Raw genomic sequence first — 20,567 nt, 5'->3', positions numbered from 1 at the left:
AAATGACAAAGGGAGAGATACCAATGTATATAATTCCAGGACACCATCATATTTCAATGATTACAAAGGACGCAAACTTAAATAACCAGTTTTACCGAAAAGTACTGGGGTTACGGCGTGTGAAAGTGACAGTGAACCAGGATGATCCATCCATGTATCACTTGTTTTATGGAGACAGGACAGGAAGTCCAGGTACAGAGTTGTCATTTTTTGAAATACCACCAGTAGGTAGGACACATCGAGGTACAAATGCCATTACAAGGATTGGTTTACTTGTACCAACTGAAAATAGCTTAACGTATTGGAAAGCACGTTTTGAAGAGTATGGTGTAAAGCATAGTGAAATCACAACATATGCCAACAAGCCAGCCTTACAATTTGAGGATCAAGAAGGATTGCGGATGGTACTCCTAGTTTCAAAAGGTGAAAAAGTTGACCATTGGGAAACGTGGGAAAAATCAAATGTGCCAGAAGAACACCAAATCCAAGGGATGGGCTCAGTGGAAATAACCGTGCGAAGGCTTGATAAACTAGCTCGAACACTAACCGAAATGTTCGGTTATCAAGAGGTTTCACGTACGGAAGATGAAGCAATATTCCAATCTGTACAGGGTGAAGTATTTGGAGAAATCGTGGTTAAATCATTAGATGGTCCTACTGAAAGGCCAGGTCGTGGTAGTATTCATCATTTAGCGATTCGTGTTAAGAACGACACTGAGCTTGCCTATTGGGCTGAAAAAGTGAAAGCGCGAGGATTTCATACATCTGGGATTGTAGACCGCTTCTACTTTAAAAGTTTATATTTCCGTGAATCAAACGGAATTTTATTTGAAATTGCAACAGATGAGCCTGGTTTCACAATAGATGGGGATGTTGAAACACTCGGTGAATCTTTAGATTTACCACCATTTCTTGAAAATCGACGTGCTGAAATTGAAGAAAGTTTAAAACCAATTGAAGAGAATTAATAACAGACGAAAGGGTCGGGCAATTAGGAAATCCTATCTAGTTCTACTATTATGTTGGGTCAATTTTCACTCAGTAAGGTGTTCGTGCAGGTTTTGGTGTAGTTTTAGCTGTTGATAATAGCCTCTTCTCCTCTTCATTGTGATGATGAAAAGGGGAAGGGGCTTGGATTTTGTTTCGAGCACGCTTCATCGAGGAGATGAAAGGGAAAAGGTCCTATGGAAATGGATCTAAGTCCTCTTCATGGTGAAGGTGAAAGGGAAAAGGTCCTATGGAAATGGATCTAAGTCCTCTTCATGGTGAAGGTGAAAGGGAAAAGGTCCTATGGAAATGGATCTAAGTCCTCTTCATGGTGAAGGTGAAAGGGAAAAGGTCCGTGTAAATCCTTCAAAATCCTCTTCATGGTGGAGATGAAAGGGAAAAGGTCCGTGGAAATGGATCTAAGTCCTCTTCATGGTGAAGGTGAAAGGGAAAAGGTCCGTGTAAATCCTTCAAAATCCTCTTCATGGAGGAGATGAAAGGGAAAAGGTCCGTGGAAATGGATCTAAATCCTCTTCATGGTGAAGATGAAAGGGAAAAGGTCCGAGGAAATGGATCTAAGTCCTCTTCAAGGTGGAGATGAAAGGGAAAGGGTCCGTGTAAATCCTTCAAAATCCTCTTCATGGTGGAGATGAAAGGGAAAAGGTTCTATGGAAATCGCTCCAAACCACTTCATCTTGTCGATAACACGGAACAGGTCTGAATTAGTAGCAAAACCATCATTTATATGAAAATGCGGACGCTTGAGGCGAGGTGTAAAAAGTACTGTTTGCCCAAAAGTTAGACACACCTGATCGAGAAGCTTTATAATAAATGTGTATAAAGAGAAAAAATTCTGAATTCAAAAAAGTAGAATAGGTGGGGATGGACAATGATTAAAGGGATTAATCATAAAGGATTTCATGTAGTAGATATGGAACGATCCTTGGATTTTTACTGCAATAAGCTTGGTTTTAAGAAAGCGTTTGAATTAAATCACCCCAATGGTGAGCCGTTTATTGTATACGTGAAAGTTGCTGATGGATGTTTTATTGAACTCTTTTATGGCGGTGTCGAGAGTGAGAAAAATAGAGTAGACCATATCTGTTTTGAGGTGGATGATATCCATGAAACGGCTGCCCAATTGAGGAAAAATGGAGTACAATTAGCAACAGAAATTACACAAGGAATGGCATTGAACTACCAATTCTGGGTTGTAGATCCTGATGGAAATTGGATTGAATTTATGGAGATGAATCCCGAATCTCTACATATGAAAAGTTAATGAAAGAAATGATTTTCAGGTACCTTCCTCATAGAGGTAGGTGCTTTTCTATCAATAAAACTTTCACATTTTAATAGCGTTATTAATGAAACACTTGAATTGAACACAGAAGACAAACTAAGGTAAAAATAGAAAGTTGACAAATCATCTTTTATCGATTATTATTATCTTGAATTCAAGATAAATAGCGAATTGAACTGTCAATTGATGTTGACATTTTTTCTTAGGATAATATCTTGAATTCGAGATACTTGATTGAAGTATATCTTTTTTGTAAAACCTGAAAATGAATTTATATACAGTAGGAATAGGAGTGTAGAAAATGAGTAAAAGAACAACAGGAATTCACCATATCACAGCAATAGTGGGACACCCACAAGAGAATGTGGATTTCTATGCAGGAGTATTAGGATTACGTTTAGTTAAACGGACTGTAAACTTTGATGATCCTGGTACGTATCATTTGTATTTCGGAGATGAAGGGGGAAAACCAGGGACAATTATCACATTCTTCCCTTGGGCAGGTGCTCGCCAGGGGAGAATCGGAGATGGGCAGGTTGGTGTTACATCTTATGTAGTTCCAAAAGGAGCCATGAATTTTTGGGAATCAAGATTAACCAAGTTTGAAATACCTTATAAAAAAAATACTCGATTTGGGGAAACTTACCTGGAATTTGATGACCCACATGGGCTTCACTTGGAAATCGTCGAAAGAGAGGAAGGGGAAATCAATTCTTGGACATTCGGAAACGTAACACCTGAAGTGGCGATAAAAGGCTTTGGTGGAGCCGTTCTATATTCATCCTCTCCTGATAAAACAGGAGAATTACTTGAAAAAGTAATGGGGCTTGAATACGTTGGAAAGGAAGGAGACCTTGTTCGTTACCGTTCTACAGCAGACATTGGGAATATTATTGATCTAAAGTTACATCCAGTTGGACGAGGATCAATGGGTGTTGGAACTGTTCACCATATTGCATGGAGAGCAATTGATGACCAAGATCAATTAGAGTGGCAAAAGCATGTTGCTGAAAATGGATATGGTGTCACGACTGTTAGAGACAGAAATTATTTCAATGCCATTTATTTTAGAGAGCACGGGGAAATTTTATTTGAAATTGCAACAGACCCTCCAGGATTTGCTCATGACGAATCTCAAGAAACAATGGGAGAACAATTAATGTTACCTGTGCAGTATGAACAATATAGAGAGCAGCTTGAACGTAGCTTAATCCCTATTAAAGTGAGAAACCTCGACTAATTTGTAAAGGAATGAATCCGATGCTTTCTATTGACCCTACTTCCATTTCAGAAAGAGATAATTATAAATTTCTAATCGGGAGTATTATTCCAAGGCCAATTGCGTTCGTTACAACACGCTCTGAAGAGGGAGTCTTAAATGGAGCGCCTTTTAGTTATTTTAATATCGTATCCTCGAATCCTCCGATGCTTTCATTGTCGGTTCAACGGTCTGGAGGGAAACAAAAGGACACAGCTCGAAATATTTTGAAGAACAAAGAATTTGTCGTCCATATTGTGGATGAACAAAATGTTGAAATGGTGAATAAAACAGCTGCATCTTTACCCCCAAATCAAAGTGAAATTGAAATAGCAGGCTTCACTTCAGTTGATAGCGTCAAAGTTTCAGTTCCTGGGGTGAAAGAAGCGAGAGTCCGATTTGAGTGTGTACTAGAGCACTCTTTAGAACTAGGCGGTGAAACTTCTCCTGGTTGTGATTTCATTATTGGAAGAATCGTTCAATACCATATCGAAGAAGACATTTATGAAAAGGGAAGAATTAACCCTAGAGAGTTAGCTGCCGTAAGCCGGCTGGCAGGCGCCAATTATGCAAAAATCGGAGAAATCTTTGAGATAGAACGACCTAAATAGGGGTAAGATTACAGGTCACTTGTCACATCTTTGTATAAGAAAAAATGAATAAAAAGGAGAAGAAGAAAATGAAAAATGAAATAGGAGCACTTATTTTACGGTTAACATTAGGAGTACTTTTTTTAATCCATGGGGTAGTTAAATTCCAAGGAGGAATTGAAAATACGGTCGGATGGTTTGAGAGTATTCATATCCCTGGGTTTATGGCCTATGTAGTGGCTATACTTGAATTAGTTGGGGGTATAGCGCTTCTCCTAGGATTTGCTACTAAAATTGTATCTAGTTTATTTGCTCTATTAATGATTGGAGCTACAATTACGGTTAAACTTCCAGTTGGATTACTAGGAAATGGTCAAATGGCTGGATATGAATTGGATTTGGCATTTTTAGCAATCGCCATTTATCTAGCAATCAATGGAAGTCAGTTACTGTCAATTAGTCGCTTGCTATTCAAAGAGAACTCAAATGAGGTTTCAGGGGAGTTTAATAAAGTCGCTTAGTAGATGGGATGAAAGGGCCGGGTCTTTTTCCACCATTGAACTTGAAAGTGAGCGAGGGACCTATCCTATCACTTAATTTAATAACAATCTAAAATAAGCATCCATATAGGGTGCTTATTTTTTCTGGGAAAATATTGTTTGCTTGGGGATATACATCTAATTTAAAGTTTTAAACAATAGACATGATTTCGTTTTACTAACTAAACGTAATTACGTAATAGAGAAATATGCTAATTAAACAGTGATGAAATTTTGGTGTATCTTGGGTGGTCATTAGGGACATGAGCGTTACATCATCAATTATCCTGTTCTTTCCATTAAGGGAGATGTAAAGTATCATTGAAATAGCAAGGGCGGAGTGGATTGAGGCTCGGATGGGGATCCGTGTGTTTCACTCGCTTTTTTAGGATATGAACAGTGGAGGCTACTCATCACACACGAATGGAGGTATTGAACAGTGAGAAGTGAGTTAGAAATGATGGAATTGTTTATTACTTATGCAAGGAATGATGAACGGATTCGCCTTGTTACTCTAGAGGGTTCAAGAACGAATAAAAACATACCTCGTGATTTGTTCCAGGATTATGATATTTCCTACTTTGTAACAGACATGGATTCTTTCAAAGAAGACGGTGATAGGTGGCTTGATATTTTTGGTAAGCGGTTAATCATGCAGAAACCAGAGGACATGGAACTTTTTCCTCCAGAGTTAGGGAATTGGTACTCCTATCTTATGCTCTTTGAGGATGGGGTTAAAGTAGATTTAACTCTGATTCCAGTAAATGAGATTGATGATTATTTTTCCGATAGTGATGGTCTGGTTGAAGTACTTCTAGATAAGGATTTACTTGTTAAGAATAAGGTTATTCCAAGTGATCAAAAGTATTGGATTAAGAAGCCCACAGCAAGAGAATTTGATGATTGTTGTAACGAATTTTGGTGGGTTTCAACATATGTGGTTAAAGGGCTTGCACGGAAAGAAATCCTATTTGCCATTGACCATCTAAACGAGATTGTGAGACCTAATTTGTTGAGAATGATGTCTTGGAAAATTGGGTTGGAACACGGTTTCTCCTTTAGTGTAGGAAAAAACTATAAATTTATTAATCAATATCTACCAAAAGATGATTGGGAGATTTTACTTTCAACTTATTCTCAAGAAGAATACGAGAGAGTATGGCAGTCCTTATTTACTTGTTACGAGTTATTTAGAAAATATTCAAAATCTGTTGCGGAGGGACTGGGTTATAAATATCCAGACTATGATGAATCAATAACGAAGTATACAAAAAGTATTTATCCTCAGTTATGAAATCAGAAAAAAAGCAAGGGAACGAGTCCCTTGCTTTCTATTCGATCACACGTGCTGAAACGATTCCGCTAATTTGCTTAATTTTTTCTAACAAACTAGGAATAATTTCGCCATTTACTTCGTTATCAATATCGATCATTGTATATGCATATTCGCCGCGACTTCTGTTCACCATATCCGCGATATTTAGCTCATAATTTGAAATAGCTGATGTGATTTGACCAACCATGTTTGGTACATTTTTATGGAAAGCTGTTACACGTGTTTTTCCTGTGTAAGGAAGTATTGCATTCGGGAAGTTCACAGAGTTTTTAATGTTTCCAGTTTCCAAGTATTCTTTTGTTTGACGTGCAGCCATAATTGCACAGTTCTCTTCTGATTCATTTGTAGATGCACCAAGATGTGGTGTACAAATTGTATTCTTCATTTTTAAAACATTTTCGTTAGGAAAGTCTGTCATATACTTGCCAACAATTCCATCCTCAAGCGCAACAGCCATATCGATTTCGTTGACAAGCTCTCCACGTGAAAAGTTGATAATATGAACGCCAGGTTTCATGATGCTGAATGCCTCTTTATTAAACATTCCTTTTGTGTTCTCAGTTAACGGTACATGAACTGTTATATAGTCAGACTCAGCAAACAATTGTTCAAGCGACATTGCACGCTGAACATTGCGTGATAGGTTCCAAGCTGTATCGACAGAGATAAATGGATCATATCCGATAACATCCATATCTAAATCGAGCGCATCGTTTGCAACAAGTGCACCAATTGCACCTAAACCGATTACACCAAGTGTTTTGCCTTTGATTTCTTTTCCGACGAATTGCTTTTTGCCTTTTTCAACAAGTGCTGGGATTTCGTCTCCTTTATCTACTAAGGTTTTTGTCCAAGCAATACCTGAAAAAACATTACGAGAAGTCGCCATTAATGCAGTTAATACCATTTCCTTTACTGCGTTTGCGTTCGCACCAGGTGTATTAAATACAACAATTCCTCTTTCCGTGCAACTTTGAATTGGAATATTGTTAACCCCAACACCTGCACGTGCAATTGCCTTTAAATTATCGCCTAGTTCTAGGTCATGCATATTGAAGCTGCGAACGACAATAGCGTCAGGGTTTTCGCTTTGATCATCAATGATAAAACGATCATTCCTGAACACTTTAAGTCCACTTTCCGCTATATTATTTAAAGTTTTAATTGTTTTTACCTTGTTCTCAATGAGTGTGCTCATCTTGTCTACCTCACTTTTAATAATAGATTTTCAGGAAAAACTAATTTTCTACAAATGCATGTACTCTGGATTCTGTTTTAAAGTTTGGCAGTTTATAATAACCGCGCACGATAAACAGAAAGAGGCAAGGGACTTTCCCTTACCTCTGCCCAGGCGAACGGCTCCGATACTATATGCTCCCTCGCGGTTCTCCGCGTGCGCCAGTTACATATAGCCTTTTAGATTTGTATGTATAATACCAAGTTTTTTGATATATTTCAAGTTTTTATTAATTGAAAAATTCGAGAAAATCTACTTATTAAACTCCAATTCTCACTTTTAAGATTGTGAGGGAAAATCTGTTAGTTGTTATAGAGGAAAAGGTCCTCCATCAGTATCATGAAGGACCTATGGAATGCAAACTTTGTTTGGAAAGTCCTTCAAAGGTGTTAGGAAGAACCTTTGAAAAAAAACTAAGTTATAAGGTCTTTCATGGGGTAATGAAGACCTCTTCGATAAAAGATTTTACTCTGTCAGTCCTTCATCACCCAACATAATCGTTTCTGTCACTCCTGTTGCTTAATAGCCTCTATATTACCCCTACAACTTATTTGTTCGGTCCATATACTCGTTTTTCAATTGACTTTGATTCCCCTTTTAGTCGTTTCGTTAAAGTATCTATCCAATTTGGTGCGAGGTATTCGCACGCAGCCAGTTGTGCTGCTGCCTCTAGGTCATCTTTCTTTTCGTGCATGACCTCGTTACAGCGGGCAATTGTCCAATCAGGATAAGGACGTTCTACTAATTTGAACGTATCTTTTTCGTTAATAGTTCCTTCTTTAATTACACGGTAATACCATCCAGTGCGTCCGCTTTTTTGAATTTGTAATGCAAGGTCTACTATTTTAAATCGTCGTGCAGGTTTCCAACAAGGCTGTCGTGGCTGTGATACTTGAACTATCGCATCGCCTACTTCATAGAGATCACCGATACAAACATTGGATTCATCAAGCCCCACTGTAGAAAAGTTCTCTCCCATTGCTCCTGCCTGAATTAGTTTGTTATTTAATTCAATTTGCCAATATTCGTAATGACCTGCTGGATAAACGAAGACAGCTTTTTCAGGTCCACCATGATTTTTAAGATCGGCTTGACCGTCTCCCTCTAAACCAACCTTACTAAGCCAGACAGGTTGTTGGGTAGGTTCCTTAAAAATTCCACTGGTCCATTCTTTATCCATAGGCTTTTTTGCATTTGGATCTCCGACTGTTTTGGGTTTACCGATAAAAAGTTGATTTATGTAAGGTTGTGTTTTCATTTGCGCCATCCCTCCAGCTTTAGTTTACCACTTTTTTGTTGGGTAGAAGAAGCGATTACTAACACTTGTGCAGAGATTAACGTGAAGGGGTTTCCTCGTTTTTAAACAAAACACTAAACCACTTTTGTGTTTGCTCTTTGAATACTCGAAATCTGTTTCTCTGACCGTACGTCAAAATTCGTCAGAGTTCGCCAAGTGGAGATTCTTGCTCAACTTGCAAATTCTTGCCTCAGCCACTTTATGACCGCAAAATAAAGGGTTTGAAGTAGTTATCTTTCTTTGGTAGCGTTTACACTCACTAATTGAAACATATACACATGTCTTTCCGAGAAGCCCTTGATAATGAATAGAAAGATGTTACGATAAGGACGTTGTTAAAAAAAGAGTGTATGTTTAAAAACGAGGATGAAAAGAACACGTCGTCAAAAATGTCACGTCAGCTTGTCTCCTCGATACTAGCCATCCTGTGCGTCGAAAGCCGAGCTGCACAGTCTTGGATAGAGGAGCCTATACAGTTATACGTGAGCAGATGTTTATTAACGCAGGAAAAGTGATTATCTTGTTTTCAAGGAATGGAGAGAACTGAAACGAACTTCTTTCAAGTTGTGTCCGTAATTAATCGAAGTTCCTTCATTGAATGTGTTATTTTCACCAGACTTTTTGACATCACTAACACAAGGGAGACATTTGATGTTACATGAAAAAACAATAGCTTTTATCGGGGCAGGGTCCATGGCAGAAGCAATGATTTCAGGTATTGTTGCCGCAGGGAAAGTCCCATCACAGCAAATTTCGGTAACGAATAGAGCGAATTTAAAAAGACTACAAGAGCTTGAAGCAAAATATAAAATAAACGGTTTAACAAGAAAACATTTAAACCTACAGAATGTCGATATTATTGTCCTCGCAATGAAACCTAAAGATGCAGATGATGCATTACAGTCCATCAAAGAATCTCTTCAACCAAGCCAGCTCGTTTTATCTGTATTAGCTGGGATATCCACTACCTATATGGAGCAGTATCTACCTGAGGGACAACAGGTCATTCGGGTAATGCCGAATACATCCAGCAAGATTGGAGAGTCTGCAACGGGTATTTCAGCTGGTACTAATACCACTAATGAAAATATGACTCTAACGAAAGAATTACTTAAATCCATTGGAGAAGTTTATGAGATTCCTGAGGAACATATGGATATATTTACTGGGGTCGCTGGTAGTGGTCCTGCCTACTTCTATTACTTAATGGAGCATATGGAGGAAACTGCGAAAAAGTTTGGCCTACAGGAAAAAATGGCCCGAGATATTATTGCTCAAACGATTGTTGGTGCAGCTAAAATGATTCAGCAACAGGACGAACAACCGCATGTCTTACGAGAAAATGTGACCTCGCCGAATGGAACGACAGCCGCAGGTTTAGCAGCCTTAGATCATAATGGCGGTGGAAAAGCTATTTCACAAGCGATAAAACATGCTGCACTACGTTCACATGAGATTAGTTCACAGCTTGAAGGTGCAACCAAGGAAAAAATTCGAGCTGTCTAACATATATTACCCTTTTACGGGCGATAAGCGCTTGTAAAAATCCGTTATCGTCCGGCAATCAAAAACAATAAAAAGATGAGGATTGATCGGATGTCCATAGAAAAGAGAATAGTGATCAAAATTGGAAGTAGCTCATTAACGAGTCGTCATGGAGAAATAAGCATGATTAAGTTAGAAAAACTAGCGAATGAGATTGCCAGACTGAAAGATGACGGGCATGAAGTTGTCCTTGTTTCATCTGGCGCAGTTGCTGCGGGATATCGTAAGCTAGGCTGCCTTATACGGCCTCAATCATTGCCAGAAAAACAAGCGGCTGCATCTATTGGTCAAGGGTTATTAATTGAATCATATTCGAAACTGTTTTTATCACACGGCTATGTGGCCTCGCAAATCTTAATTCTAAGAAGTGACTTTTTAGATCAGTCGCGTTATCAAAATGTGAGAAATACCTTAAATGTCTTATTAGAACGAGGGATAATTCCTATCGTGAATGAAAATGATACGCTTTCTACCGAGCGTTTAAACTTTGGCGATAATGATACATTGGCGGCAAAAGTAGCAGGCTTAGTAGATGCCGACCAGTTGGTTATTTTATCTGATATAGATGGTTTATATGATAAAAATCCAATAGCTCATAGGGATGCTAAGTTGATTGAACATGTCTCTGAAATTACAGAAGAAATTGAAAATGCAGCAGGTGGATCTGGAAGTGCAGTTGGTACGGGTGGAATGAAGTCAAAAATTGAAGCAGTGAAGATAGCGATGGCATCTGGAATTTCTACCTTTCTAGGGAATGCAAGTAGAGAGAATATTGCTGTGGATGCGGCCAATGAAAAGGCAATTGGTACGTATTTTACCTGCAAAAGGTCTTTAAACACTCTTAATCAAAAGAAAAAATGGATTGCCTTTCATTCTGGCTCCAAAGGGGAAATTATCATCCATCCACAGGCATCTGAACGTATGGTGAAAAAGAAAAAAAGCCTTTGCTTAAAGGAAGTTCTTGAAGTGAATGGCAGATTTGAAAAAGGTGCAGTTGTGAGAGTGATGGATATTGACGGAGATGAAATTGGCCGTGGAGTTGTAAAGACGTCATCTACGGAAATGACACGAATACGACAAGATAAACATGATCAAGTAGTGGAGTCCACGATCATTATGGAGACGGGAGATTTCGTTTGTCACAAGGATGCTCCAATTACAATCGGGGTTTAACGAACGAAGATGACATTTGATACTAAAGGAGGAATTTGGTGAATTTACTGAAAGAAAATGTAGATATTAAAACTCAAGCACGTGAAGCAAAAAATGCTGCAAAGCAATTGGGGATTTTACCAACTGAAGATAAGAACAGAGCTTTGTTTATAATAGCAGAACATTTAGAAGCAAGTTATGAATCTATTTTAGAAGCGAATAAGACCGATTTGGAGAATGGAAAAGCTGCTGGTTATACGTCAGCATTCATGGATCGATTAATGTTATCCAAAGAGCGGATTCATGACTTTGCTGAAGGGCTCCGTCAAGTAGCAGCATTAGAGGATCCGACTGATCATGTTATCTCTGACTGGACATTAGAAAATGGCTTGCAGGTAAAACAGGTGACAGTCCCATTAGGTGTCATTGGGATGATTTATGAAGCACGTCCGAATGTAACGGTGGATGCCACAGGTCTTGCGTTGAAATCAGGAAATGCCATCATCTTAAAAGGTGGCTCATCCGCTATTTATACAAATAAAGCGATCGTAGAAGTGATCCAATATGCACTTGATCATACAAAAATACCAAGGCAGGCCGTTCAGTTTATCGCAAGTACGGACAGAGAGGCAACTCAACAATTATTTACGATGAAGGAATATATTGATGTTCTTATTCCTCGAGGCGGTGCTTCTTTGATTCAAACTGTTGTAAAACATGCTACAGTGCCTGTACTCGAAACGGGTGTTGGGAACTGCCATGTTTATATTGACTCTGAAGCGGATGTATTAAAAGCCTTGCCTATCCTAGTGAACGCAAAAACGGATCGACCAGCTGTTTGTAATGCAGCAGAAACAGTACTCATTCATAAAGATTGGTTACGTAATCATCAAGAAGACCTAGTAAAAACATTACAGGAGCACTCGATTACTGTTCATGGAGATGAAAGGGTACTAACAATCCTTCCAGATGCAATCCCAGCGGGTGAAGAAGACTGGGCAAATGAATACTTAAATTTACACATTGCGATGAAGATTGTAGATGATGTACACGAAGCTATAGATCATATTGAAACATATGGAACAAAACATTCAGAAGCTATTATTACAGAAAACCAAGAAACGGCAGATATATTTATGAAACTGGTGGATGCATCATCTCTCTATCATAATGCCTCAACAAGGTTTACAGATGGTGGAGCACTCGGGTTTGGTGCAGAGATTGGCATATCCACTCAGAAACTACATGCTCGTGGGCCTATGGGCTTAAAAGCTTTAACAACAGTCAAATTCTTAATGACTGGAAATGGTCAGATAAGATAATAACTACGAATTTACGGCAGAATGCTCAGCATTCTGCCGTATTTAATTGAAATGAAGTGCAAGTAATGTAAAACGTATGTGTCAGTTAAAATACCTACTAAGAACAAGGGCAATCCACTTACATTGAGGATGATTTCGTAGGTTGTGGATAAGTCCTTTAATAATAGCTGGTCTATATGTCCGGTCATCTACCTGCCCTTGTAAAAGTAGTAAAGACTCTCTTTCGATGGAATCTTCCATTTCTTGTATCTTTTCTGTAATAATTGAAGTTACCTGCTCTTTTGTCATATCGTCCTCTACACTAATGAAGGACAAATCCATCTCCTCTATATTTAGAAACGGGATTGTTATTCCCTCCGCCATTAAATTCGTTTTTTCCACAAGAGACTGACAAAGAATCTCTACATCAAATAAAACTTTTTGAGTTAAAAAAAGTTCTGAATACATACTCATAAAACCTTTTATGCAATAGAGAAGGTCATATTTGATGTGCTCTGCTTTTTCTCCATAGACGCGCTCAATTAATAATAGAATGGTTGTATTCATTAATTTGTCAAATTCTCGCATTTTTAAAATGAGTTGTTCGTTTAATGATTGCGTATACTCTTTCATAAGGATATTGGCAAAGTCGGAATGTTGTTTAAAGGACTGAAAGCTTACATAGTAAAACTCATGTAATAAATTTTCATTATCGAGTTTGTTTCTGACTATGTAGTCAATGTCGGTGATGATTTGCTCCATAAACTGGTCGATTAAGGCAATAATTAATTCATCCTTCGATTTAAAGGAAAGATAAAATGCACCCTTTGAAATCCCGCATTGATCGGTTATTTGTTGAACAGAGGTTGCCTCGAATCCTTGTTTGGCAAATAGCTCTAATGCCTTTTCCATAATCAGTTGTTTTTTCACCATTTTCATTACTCTCCCGCTCTCTTTTCATTGACAAATGACTGAATGGTCATTAGTATAAATAAATGGGTTTAATAAGTCAATCTAGGGTAGGTGTAAAAGTGAGAGGTATAGCTAATTTTGTATTAAAAAATAAACTAGCAGTTTGGTTACTAACGATTATTGTGACTGTCTCTGGAATTTATTCAGGTACACAGATGAAGACAGAGACCATTCCTGATATATCGATTCCCTTCCTTATGGTAATGGATGTATATCCAGGAGCAACACCTGAGCAAGTCATGGAAGATGTTTCAATGCCGATTGAAAGAGCGGTTGAGGGGCTTGAAGGAGTTAAATCAGTTTATTCTAATTCCTATTCCAATATGGCGAATATTCAAGTCGAATATGACTATGGCGAGGATATGGATGAGGCAAAACGTGCCCTTCAATCTGCGTTAGATGCGGTTGAATTACCAGAAGGTGCACAAGAACCAGTTATTACAGCCATTAGCATGAACATGATGCCAGTAGTGGCATTAAGTGTAAGTAGTTCAACAGAAGATATTGTCGAATTAACATCAACTGTTGAAGATCTTTTACTTCCAAAAATTCAAAAGTTGGATGGAGTTGCTTCTGCAACTATTACAGGTCAGCATATTGAGGAAGTACAATTAACATATAACCAAGAAAAATTGGCCGAACTGGATTTAACAGAAGATACTGTTAAACAAATGATCCAAGCAAGTGATATGTCAGTATCATTAGGTCTTTTTGAATTTGAAGAAGGTGAACAAGCCGTTTCAGTTGATGGTAAATTCATGACCGCAACTGAATTAAAGGAAATGATCATTCCAGTTACGCCTTCTGAGAAAAACCCCGTACCATTCGTAAAACTTGGGGATATAGCAACAATTGAGGAAGTTGGTCGAGTACAATCCGTTTCCCGTACAAATGGAAAAGATGCGATTGCGATTCAAATCATAAAAGGACAACAAGACAATACCGTTGATGTTGTGAACAGAGTTAAAGATCTAATTGAAGAAGAGCAAAAAAATATCGATGGATTGATTATTGATGTTTCACTAGACCAAGGGGAACCAATTGAACAATCTGTATCTACGATGGTAGAAAAAGCATTATTTGGTGGTTTAATTGCAGTAATCATCATCTTACTTTTCCTACGTAATTTCAGATCAACGATTATTTCAATTGTATCCATTCCAGTATCCATTTTTATGGCACTGTTATTACTGAAGTGGTTAGATATTACACTAAACCTTATGACATTAGGGGCAGTTACAGTAGCGATTGGACGGGTAATTGATGACTCCATTGTCGTAGTCGAAAATATATATCGAAGGCTCCATTTGAAAGAAGAAAAATTAAATGGACGTGCGTTAATCCGTGAAGCAACACTTGAGATGTTCAAACCAATCCTTTCATCTACATTAGTAACAGTTGCAGTTTTTGCACCACTTATTTTTGTAGGTGGTATGGTTGGAGAATTGTTTGTACCATTTGCCTTAACAATGTCATTTGCATTAGGGGCTTCACTATTAGTGGCAATTACAATTGTACCTGCATTATCCCATACTTTGTTTAAAAAGCAGCTTTATGCTGAAAAAACAGAAGCAAAGCATAAGGAAGTAGGAAAGCTCGCAAACTGGTATAAAGGTATTTTAAATTGGTCACTTAATCACAAAATTATTGTATCTGTTCTTTCTATCTTACTTTTAGGTGGTAGCTTAGCATTAACTCCCCTAATTGGTTTTAGTTTTATGGGTAGTGAAGAAGAAAAGGTCATGTATTTAACTTATACACCAGGAACTGGCGACCTTATGGAAGATACACTTGAAAATGTAGCAGAAGTAGAAGACGAATTGCTGAAACGAGAAGATATTGATATTCTCCAAGTTTCGGTTACAGAAAGTGGAGATCCAATGGCCGCAATGATGGGAGGCGGAGGGGATGGTGCGTTAATGTACCTCATTTTTGACCCAGAGATGGATAACTTCCCAGAAGTGCGTGATGAGATTGAAGAGTATGTATTCAATATTGGCCAATCAGGAGAATGGAAGAGCCAAAACTTCTCGTCTATGTCCATGAATACGAATGAAGTAAGTTATACATTATATAGTGAAGATTTAAACAAGCTTTATGATGCTGTTGATATGGTCGAAGGTGTCATGAAGGATGTAGACGGCTTAGAAGATGTTTCTTCAAGTGCTGAAGATGCATATGTAGAGTACAGCTTTAAGGTAGAACAGGATGAGTTGTTACAATATGGATTAACAACTGGACAAATTGTGATGATGCTAAATCCTGACCGTTCTCAAGAGGTGTTAACAACAGTTGAAAAGGATGGCAATACGTTAGAAGTTGTCGTTAAGCAAGAAGAAGTGGCTGAGCCTAAATCAATCGATGAACTTCTTGCAACACCTATACCAACCGCAACAGGAACAACAATGCCTCTTTCTGAACTTGTAACGGTTGAGGAAGGAACAACATTAAACACTCTTGCTCGAAGTAAGGGTGAGTATTATGCATCCGTTTCAGGAACTATTAGTGAGGACGATATTTCCAAGGTAACAGCAAAGGTAGGAGAAAAGGTTGATGAACTTGACCTACCAAAAGGAGTAACTCTTGGAGTTGCTGGTGTCCAAGCTGACATGGTTGAAACATTTACTCAGCTAGGGCTTGCAATGCTTGCAGCCATTGCGATAGTATACTTTATTCTTGTAGTAACCTTTGGAGAAGGGGTTGCACCATTTGCGATTTTATTCTCCCTTCCATTTACTGTAATTGGTTCGTTTATTGGATTACTAATTGCAGGTGAAACCATTTCCGTCTCCGTGATGATGGGTCTGTTAATGTTGATTGGTATCGTTGTTACAAACGCAATCGTACTAGTAGACCGTATTATTCGTATGGAACGTGATGGTATGACAATGCGTGAGGCTGTTCTTGAAGCTGGATCAACCCGTTTACGCCCAATCCTTATGACGGCAATTGCAACTATTGGAGCATTAATCCCGTTATTATTTGGGGAAGGCGGCGGTGGCTTAATATCAAAAGGTCTTGGTATTACTGTTATCGGTGGTCTTGCGAGTTCAACATTGCTAACACTGCTTGTTGTTCCAATTGTGTACGAAGTGTTATCAAAAATCTTTAGAAAAGACCGTAAAAATATTCAAGAAAACTAATTAATTATGCCCTACAAGGTAATACATATCTTGTAGGGCTATTTTATTTTTTGAAAAAATTTCTTTAGAAGAGTTATTGACCTTGACGTTGCGTAAAGGTGTAAAGTGAAATTATCAGGGGGTGAAGAGTTGGAATATACGGTACAAAAACTAGCAAAATTAGCGGGAGTTAGTACAAGAACATTACGGTACTACGATGAGATTGGAATTCTTAAGCCAGCAAGAATCAATTCATCAGGGTACCGCATCTATGGCCAAGAAGAAGTGAACCGTCTCCAGCAAATTCTTTTCTACCGTGAACTTGGAGTCAATCTAACTGAGATTAAACAAATCATAACGAATCCTGCATTTGATGAATCCAAAGCACTAAAAGAACATCGAGAGCAGCTCCTTGATAGACGAAAGCAAATCGATCAATTGATAGCCAATGTCGAAAAAACCATTGCGCAAAAAGAAAGGAGAATAACTATGTCTGATCAGGAAAAATTTGAAGGTTTTAAAAGAAAAGCAATAGAAGAAAATGAGAAAAAATACGGGAAAGAAATCCGAGAAAAATATGGTGAAGAAGCTGTAAAGAAATCAAATGAAAAATTCATGAATATGTCTAAAGAGGACCATGAGGCAGTCACTCGCTTAGGTGAAGAATTAATGGAAACGTTACATGAAGCGATGAAAACGGGTGATGCTAAGGGAGAATTAGCACAAAAAGCAGCTGAAATGCATAAGCAGTGGCTCATGTTCTACTGGCAAGAATATAGCAAAGAGGCACATGCAGGTTTGGCACACATGTATGTAGATGATGAAAGATTTACAGCGTACTACGATAAAGAACAACCAGGTACGGCTGAATTCCTAAGAGATGCAATACTTGAGTATACAGGGAAAAAGAGTGAGTAAGACTTTTTGTAGGGGGAGATCAATGGGTCTCGCCCTTTTTTGTTATGTGCTTAAACAGGTTAAGCGAGTTTGAAAGGAGAGGTGATTCTGGCAGAGAAGTTCGAAAGTAGTTGAGTGTGTTGGAAAAAAGGGGGATTCTGACAAACTCAAATCAAAAATAAGGTTAGTCAAAATGAGTCCCTGATTCGGACAGAGTCAACCGAATATAGAGTCAGAAAGAGGCAGCGGTTCAGACAGATCTATTCGAGACTCGTTAATTCGAGTCAGATAAAGAACTAATCTAGACGTAGTGAGAAAGATAGCCGTATTAATAAGGCAAAAAGTGAGCTTGATTCAGTATGACATGAGGACTAGCAGAATGTATCAAAACTATACTAATCTTCACCTTCAACTATGTTTATTACGCAAATTCACAATATCCGTCATACTTCTCCTAATAGCAACATAGGCTGTACTAAAATAGAGTCTTCAAATGAGGAGGGGTTTGGTGGCATACGTAATCACGTCTCCATGTGGGGCGGAGAAAGCGGCTGAATGTGTAGATGTATGTCCTGTCGACTGCATTGAACTAGGTGATGATCAGTATTATATCAATCCCGACATTTGCATTGATTGTGGGGCTTGTGAGTCTGTTTGCCCTGTTGATGCCATTTTTCATGAGGATGAAGTCCCTGATGACGAAATAGGATTTGTAGATTTAGCGAGAGAGTTTTTTGGAGTCTAAAGCGACGCGCATACATAAAAATACTAACTTTATTTGAGTAACTACACTTGTGGTTACTTTTATTTTTTGTCTAAATATTTCATTTTTTTAATAGAGTAAATGTTACCACAATTTAACTTTTATATATTACAATAGATTGTAAGGGGTTTCTTGTTGCAGGATACAAGCATTTCACATCCCAAAATGAATAAATATGGGCTAAAAGGAGAGGGAAAGATGGAGAAAGTGAATCAAATTCCAGGTGCACTCATGGATTGGATTATGAAAACACTTAACAGCGGCGTTAACCCAGAAGCGATTGTAGATGCCATGATTCGTAAAGGGTATGACCCAAGACTCTCTTACACCACTTTGTTCCGAATTGTGGGCAATAAACCGCTACATACATCGGGTGTACAAGCTCCATTTGAATACGAACAGCCCGAAATCGCAAAAAAGGGAAATACGATATATACGAGTGACCGCGAGATCAAGGTTTTATCAAAAATAGACAAACCTTTTATTCTACATTTAGAAAATGTGTTGAGCTTTGGGGAATGTGACCAATTGATTGAAATGTCTAGGGACCGTCTAAAGCCTTCAACTGTTATTGATCCAAAGACTGGGGAAGAAAAAGCAGCAACAGGTCGGACCAGTAAAGGAATGTCTTTTTATTTACGAGAAAATCAGTTTATAAAAAAAATAGAAAATCGAATTTCGGAATTAACAGAGTTTCCGATTGAAAATGGAGAAGGTCTCCAGGTGTTAAATTATGGTATTGGTGAGGAATACAAAAGTCATTTTGATTATTTTCCACCAGGTAAAGTAGATCCTGAAAAGGGAGGACAGCGGGTTGCTACTCTACTTATCTATCTAAATGATGTACAGGCAGGAGGAGAAACTGTTTTTCCGAGAGTGGGCGTTTCGATCGTTCCCAAAAAAGGTTCTGCAGTGTATTTTCACTATGGAAATAGTAAAAGTGAGGTAGACCGTATGTCTCTTCATTCAAGTGTCCCCGTAACAGAGGGGGAAAAATGGGTTGCTACAAAATGGATTCGTCAAGGGAATATATATCGCTAAAGATATTCATGCGGATATCAGTTGAATTTGGGAGTACATGATATAGGTGCTGCATAAAAAAGCGTTCAATTAGAATTGTCAATGTAATCATGATATAGTTAAAATAATGTATAATGTGAAAAAAATATGAAAAAATGTGTCATCGTATAGAAAGGGGTTCAGACATTGGATAATCAAGCAAAAGTTCAAACTTTTAAAGACGTAATGGGCAATTATCCGACTGGTGTAACAGTTGTAACTACGACTGATGAAAATGGGGTACCACTTGGACTTACTGTTAACTCATTTGCCTCCGTTTCAATAGATCCTTTATTAATTTTGTGGTCAATCGATAAGAGAGTATCCACTTATGATATTTTTACGAAAACTGATAAGTTCGCGGTACATGTATTAGCTGGTGACCAAGCAGATATCTGTGCATTGTTTGCAAGTAAGGGTACAGATCGTTTTGGTAACTGTGAATGGGAGATGTCTACGAACAATCTTCCAATTCTCAAGGATACTGCTGGAGTGCTACACTGCAAAACCTTTAAAACTGTTGAAGCTGGTGACCATATGATCTTGATTGGTGAAGTGGTTGAGATTGAAAATAACAACAAACCGCCACTTTTATACCACAATCGTAAATTTGACAGAATTCCTGACGAATTTTATAAATAATCCTTTAGATACCTTTCCTTCTATTTGGAAAGGTATCTTTAAGTCAGCATATCTATAAAGAAGCGAGTGGCTTTATGTGAAACTCATATCGACATTGATGGATAGTTTGCGGCTGCCGAATAAGGCAGCGATGAAACGGCTGAATAAGTTAGAAATGAGAAATACAATTCTATTTTTACTTTTATTGCTGTTTATCGTCGCACTTCCCGTTGAAATTAAATTACTATTGGATGACTCTTATAAAGAAAGTGGTATTCCTCAAAATGTATACATCATCCAGGTTCTTCTTTTTTACCCATTTATGATGCTATTTACAGGGATCGCAGGGATTTCCATTTTAGCTGGTATTGGCGTAGGGTTAAGTAAACTTGTAAACCGCCAACTAAAGTTTCAGTTTCTTTGGAAAATGTGTGCATTTGCACTGACAAAACCAATCATTATTTTTTCAATCGCCAATGTACTAATCGGAACACATTGGATTGTGAATACAATTGTATATATTTTGTTGTTTTACACGATTCTAAGGATGATTTTTCATTACCCGAGAAGAATAAAAACACAGTAGAG

General features: G+C 38.1%; 18 protein-coding genes and 1 riboswitch. Of the genes, 15 read left to right on the top strand and 3 right to left on the bottom strand.

The window, feature by feature from the left end; translation table 11 throughout:
* The first annotated feature begins 23 nt into the window (after positions 1 to 23).
* The 6 genes from ACWPVE_RS07930 to ant(6) all read left to right on the top strand — a co-directional run bounded on the left by ACWPVE_RS07930 (position 24) and on the right by ant(6) (position 5,971).
* The gene (locus ACWPVE_RS07930) at positions 24 to 968 is read left to right on the top strand and encodes a ring-cleaving dioxygenase (RefSeq protein ID WP_453992294.1); all 945 of its coding nucleotides are present in this window, start codon (positions 24 to 26) and stop codon (positions 966 to 968) included.
* A 908-nt stretch (positions 969 to 1,876) separates the two neighbouring features.
* Complete coding sequence (locus ACWPVE_RS07925; RefSeq protein WP_453992292.1) at positions 1,877 to 2,269, top strand: VOC family protein; 393 nt, start codon at positions 1,877 to 1,879, stop codon at positions 2,267 to 2,269.
* 322 nt (positions 2,270 to 2,591) lie between these two features.
* A complete protein-coding gene (locus tag ACWPVE_RS07920; protein WP_453992290.1) occupies positions 2,592 to 3,530 on the top strand; it encodes a ring-cleaving dioxygenase in 939 nt (312 codons plus the stop codon).
* 20 nt (positions 3,531 to 3,550) lie between these two features.
* Positions 3,551 to 4,159: a flavin reductase family protein gene (locus ACWPVE_RS07915; protein WP_453992287.1), complete on the top strand. Its 609-nt coding sequence runs from the start codon at positions 3,551 to 3,553 to the stop codon at positions 4,157 to 4,159.
* Positions 4,160 to 4,227: 68 nt separating this feature from the next.
* Entirely contained in the window at positions 4,228 to 4,659 is a 432-nt protein-coding gene (locus ACWPVE_RS07910) for a DoxX family protein (RefSeq protein WP_453992285.1), read from the top strand.
* 457 nt (positions 4,660 to 5,116) lie between these two features.
* Entirely contained in the window at positions 5,117 to 5,971 is an 855-nt protein-coding gene (gene ant(6), locus ACWPVE_RS07905; RefSeq protein ID WP_453992284.1) for an aminoglycoside 6-adenylyltransferase, read from the top strand.
* Positions 5,972 to 6,008: 37 nt separating this feature from the next.
* Here the strand turns inward: ant(6) and ACWPVE_RS07900 are convergent, their stop codons facing one another.
* A complete protein-coding gene (locus ACWPVE_RS07900) occupies positions 6,009 to 7,211 on the bottom strand; it encodes a phosphoglycerate dehydrogenase (RefSeq protein WP_453992282.1) in 1,203 nt (400 codons plus the stop codon).
* Positions 7,212 to 7,351: 140 nt separating this feature from the next.
* Positions 7,352 to 7,429, bottom strand: a riboswitch (ZMP/ZTP riboswitch).
* A 368-nt stretch (positions 7,430 to 7,797) separates the two neighbouring features.
* The gene (locus ACWPVE_RS07895; protein ID WP_453992280.1) at positions 7,798 to 8,508 is read right to left on the bottom strand and encodes an MOSC domain-containing protein; all 711 of its coding nucleotides are present in this window, start codon (positions 8,506 to 8,508) and stop codon (positions 7,798 to 7,800) included.
* 690 nt (positions 8,509 to 9,198) lie between these two features.
* Between ACWPVE_RS07895 and proC the strand changes: the two genes are divergently transcribed.
* From proC to ACWPVE_RS07880, 3 genes are all read left to right on the top strand, one after another.
* Positions 9,199 to 10,053, top strand: a complete 855-nt coding sequence (proC, locus tag ACWPVE_RS07890) for a pyrroline-5-carboxylate reductase (RefSeq protein ID WP_453992278.1) — start codon at positions 9,199 to 9,201, stop codon at positions 10,051 to 10,053.
* 90 nt (positions 10,054 to 10,143) lie between these two features.
* Positions 10,144 to 11,265, top strand: coding sequence for a glutamate 5-kinase (proB, locus tag ACWPVE_RS07885; RefSeq protein ID WP_453992276.1), 1,122 nt, complete (start codon positions 10,144 to 10,146; stop codon positions 11,263 to 11,265).
* A gap of 38 nt (positions 11,266 to 11,303) precedes the next feature.
* Positions 11,304 to 12,566 (top strand): glutamate-5-semialdehyde dehydrogenase, encoded by a 1,263-nt coding sequence (locus tag ACWPVE_RS07880; protein ID WP_453992274.1) that lies wholly within the window; start codon positions 11,304 to 11,306, stop codon positions 12,564 to 12,566.
* 81 nt (positions 12,567 to 12,647) lie between these two features.
* Here the strand turns inward: ACWPVE_RS07880 and ACWPVE_RS07875 are convergent, their stop codons facing one another.
* The gene (locus ACWPVE_RS07875; RefSeq protein WP_453992272.1) at positions 12,648 to 13,478 is read right to left on the bottom strand and encodes a TetR/AcrR family transcriptional regulator; all 831 of its coding nucleotides are present in this window, start codon (positions 13,476 to 13,478) and stop codon (positions 12,648 to 12,650) included.
* Between the two features lie 98 nt (positions 13,479 to 13,576).
* Between ACWPVE_RS07875 and ACWPVE_RS07870 the strand changes: the two genes are divergently transcribed.
* From ACWPVE_RS07870 to ACWPVE_RS07845, 6 genes are all read left to right on the top strand, one after another.
* Entirely contained in the window at positions 13,577 to 16,660 is a 3,084-nt protein-coding gene (locus tag ACWPVE_RS07870) for an efflux RND transporter permease subunit (RefSeq protein WP_453992270.1), read from the top strand.
* A 129-nt stretch (positions 16,661 to 16,789) separates the two neighbouring features.
* On the top strand, positions 16,790 to 17,557 hold the full coding sequence (locus ACWPVE_RS07865) for a MerR family transcriptional regulator (RefSeq protein WP_453992268.1): 768 nt from the start codon (positions 16,790 to 16,792) through the stop codon (positions 17,555 to 17,557).
* Between the two features lie 487 nt (positions 17,558 to 18,044).
* Positions 18,045 to 18,281, top strand: a complete 237-nt coding sequence (locus ACWPVE_RS07860; protein ID WP_453992266.1) for an indolepyruvate ferredoxin oxidoreductase subunit alpha — start codon at positions 18,045 to 18,047, stop codon at positions 18,279 to 18,281.
* Positions 18,282 to 18,497: 216 nt separating this feature from the next.
* Entirely contained in the window at positions 18,498 to 19,340 is an 843-nt protein-coding gene (locus ACWPVE_RS07855; RefSeq protein ID WP_453992264.1) for a 2OG-Fe(II) oxygenase, read from the top strand.
* A 204-nt stretch (positions 19,341 to 19,544) separates the two neighbouring features.
* Entirely contained in the window at positions 19,545 to 20,000 is a 456-nt protein-coding gene (locus ACWPVE_RS07850; RefSeq protein ID WP_453997415.1) for a flavin reductase family protein, read from the top strand.
* A gap of 76 nt (positions 20,001 to 20,076) precedes the next feature.
* Complete coding sequence (locus tag ACWPVE_RS07845) at positions 20,077 to 20,565, top strand: DUF1189 family protein (RefSeq protein WP_453992262.1); 489 nt, start codon at positions 20,077 to 20,079, stop codon at positions 20,563 to 20,565.
* Positions 20,566 to 20,567: the final 2 nt, after the last annotated feature.

It is taken from the genome of Bacillus nitroreducens, from assembly GCF_964021195.1.
Note: the sequence above shows the minus strand (reverse complement) of the source record. Positions and strands in the feature narration are given on the sequence as shown.

Excerpts from the sequence above, each read along its gene's own strand:
- ACWPVE_RS07855 (WP_453992264.1), top strand. The coding sequence starts at position 18,498 with ATGGAGAAAGTGAATCAAATTCCAGGTGCACTCATGGATTGGATTATG.
- ACWPVE_RS07850 (WP_453997415.1), top strand. The coding sequence starts at position 19,545 with ATGGGCAATTATCCGACTGGTGTAACAGTTGTAACTACGACTGATGAA.
- ACWPVE_RS07915 (WP_453992287.1), top strand. The coding sequence starts at position 3,551 with ATGCTTTCTATTGACCCTACTTCCATTTCAGAAAGAGATAATTATAAA.
- ACWPVE_RS07900 (WP_453992282.1), bottom strand. The coding sequence starts at position 7,211 with ATGAGCACACTCATTGAGAACAAGGTAAAAACAATTAAAACTTTAAAT.
- ACWPVE_RS07910 (WP_453992285.1), top strand. The coding sequence starts at position 4,228 with ATGAAAAATGAAATAGGAGCACTTATTTTACGGTTAACATTAGGAGTA.
- proB (WP_453992276.1), top strand. The coding sequence starts at position 10,144 with ATGTCCATAGAAAAGAGAATAGTGATCAAAATTGGAAGTAGCTCATTA.
- proC (WP_453992278.1), top strand. The coding sequence starts at position 9,199 with ATGTTACATGAAAAAACAATAGCTTTTATCGGGGCAGGGTCCATGGCA.
- ACWPVE_RS07930 (WP_453992294.1), top strand. The coding sequence starts at position 24 with ATGTATATAATTCCAGGACACCATCATATTTCAATGATTACAAAGGAC.
- ACWPVE_RS07895 (WP_453992280.1), bottom strand. The coding sequence starts at position 8,508 with ATGAAAACACAACCTTACATAAATCAACTTTTTATCGGTAAACCCAAA.
- ACWPVE_RS07875 (WP_453992272.1), bottom strand. The coding sequence starts at position 13,478 with ATGGTGAAAAAACAACTGATTATGGAAAAGGCATTAGAGCTATTTGCC.
- ACWPVE_RS07920 (WP_453992290.1), top strand. The coding sequence starts at position 2,592 with ATGAGTAAAAGAACAACAGGAATTCACCATATCACAGCAATAGTGGGA.
- ACWPVE_RS07925 (WP_453992292.1), top strand. The coding sequence starts at position 1,877 with ATGATTAAAGGGATTAATCATAAAGGATTTCATGTAGTAGATATGGAA.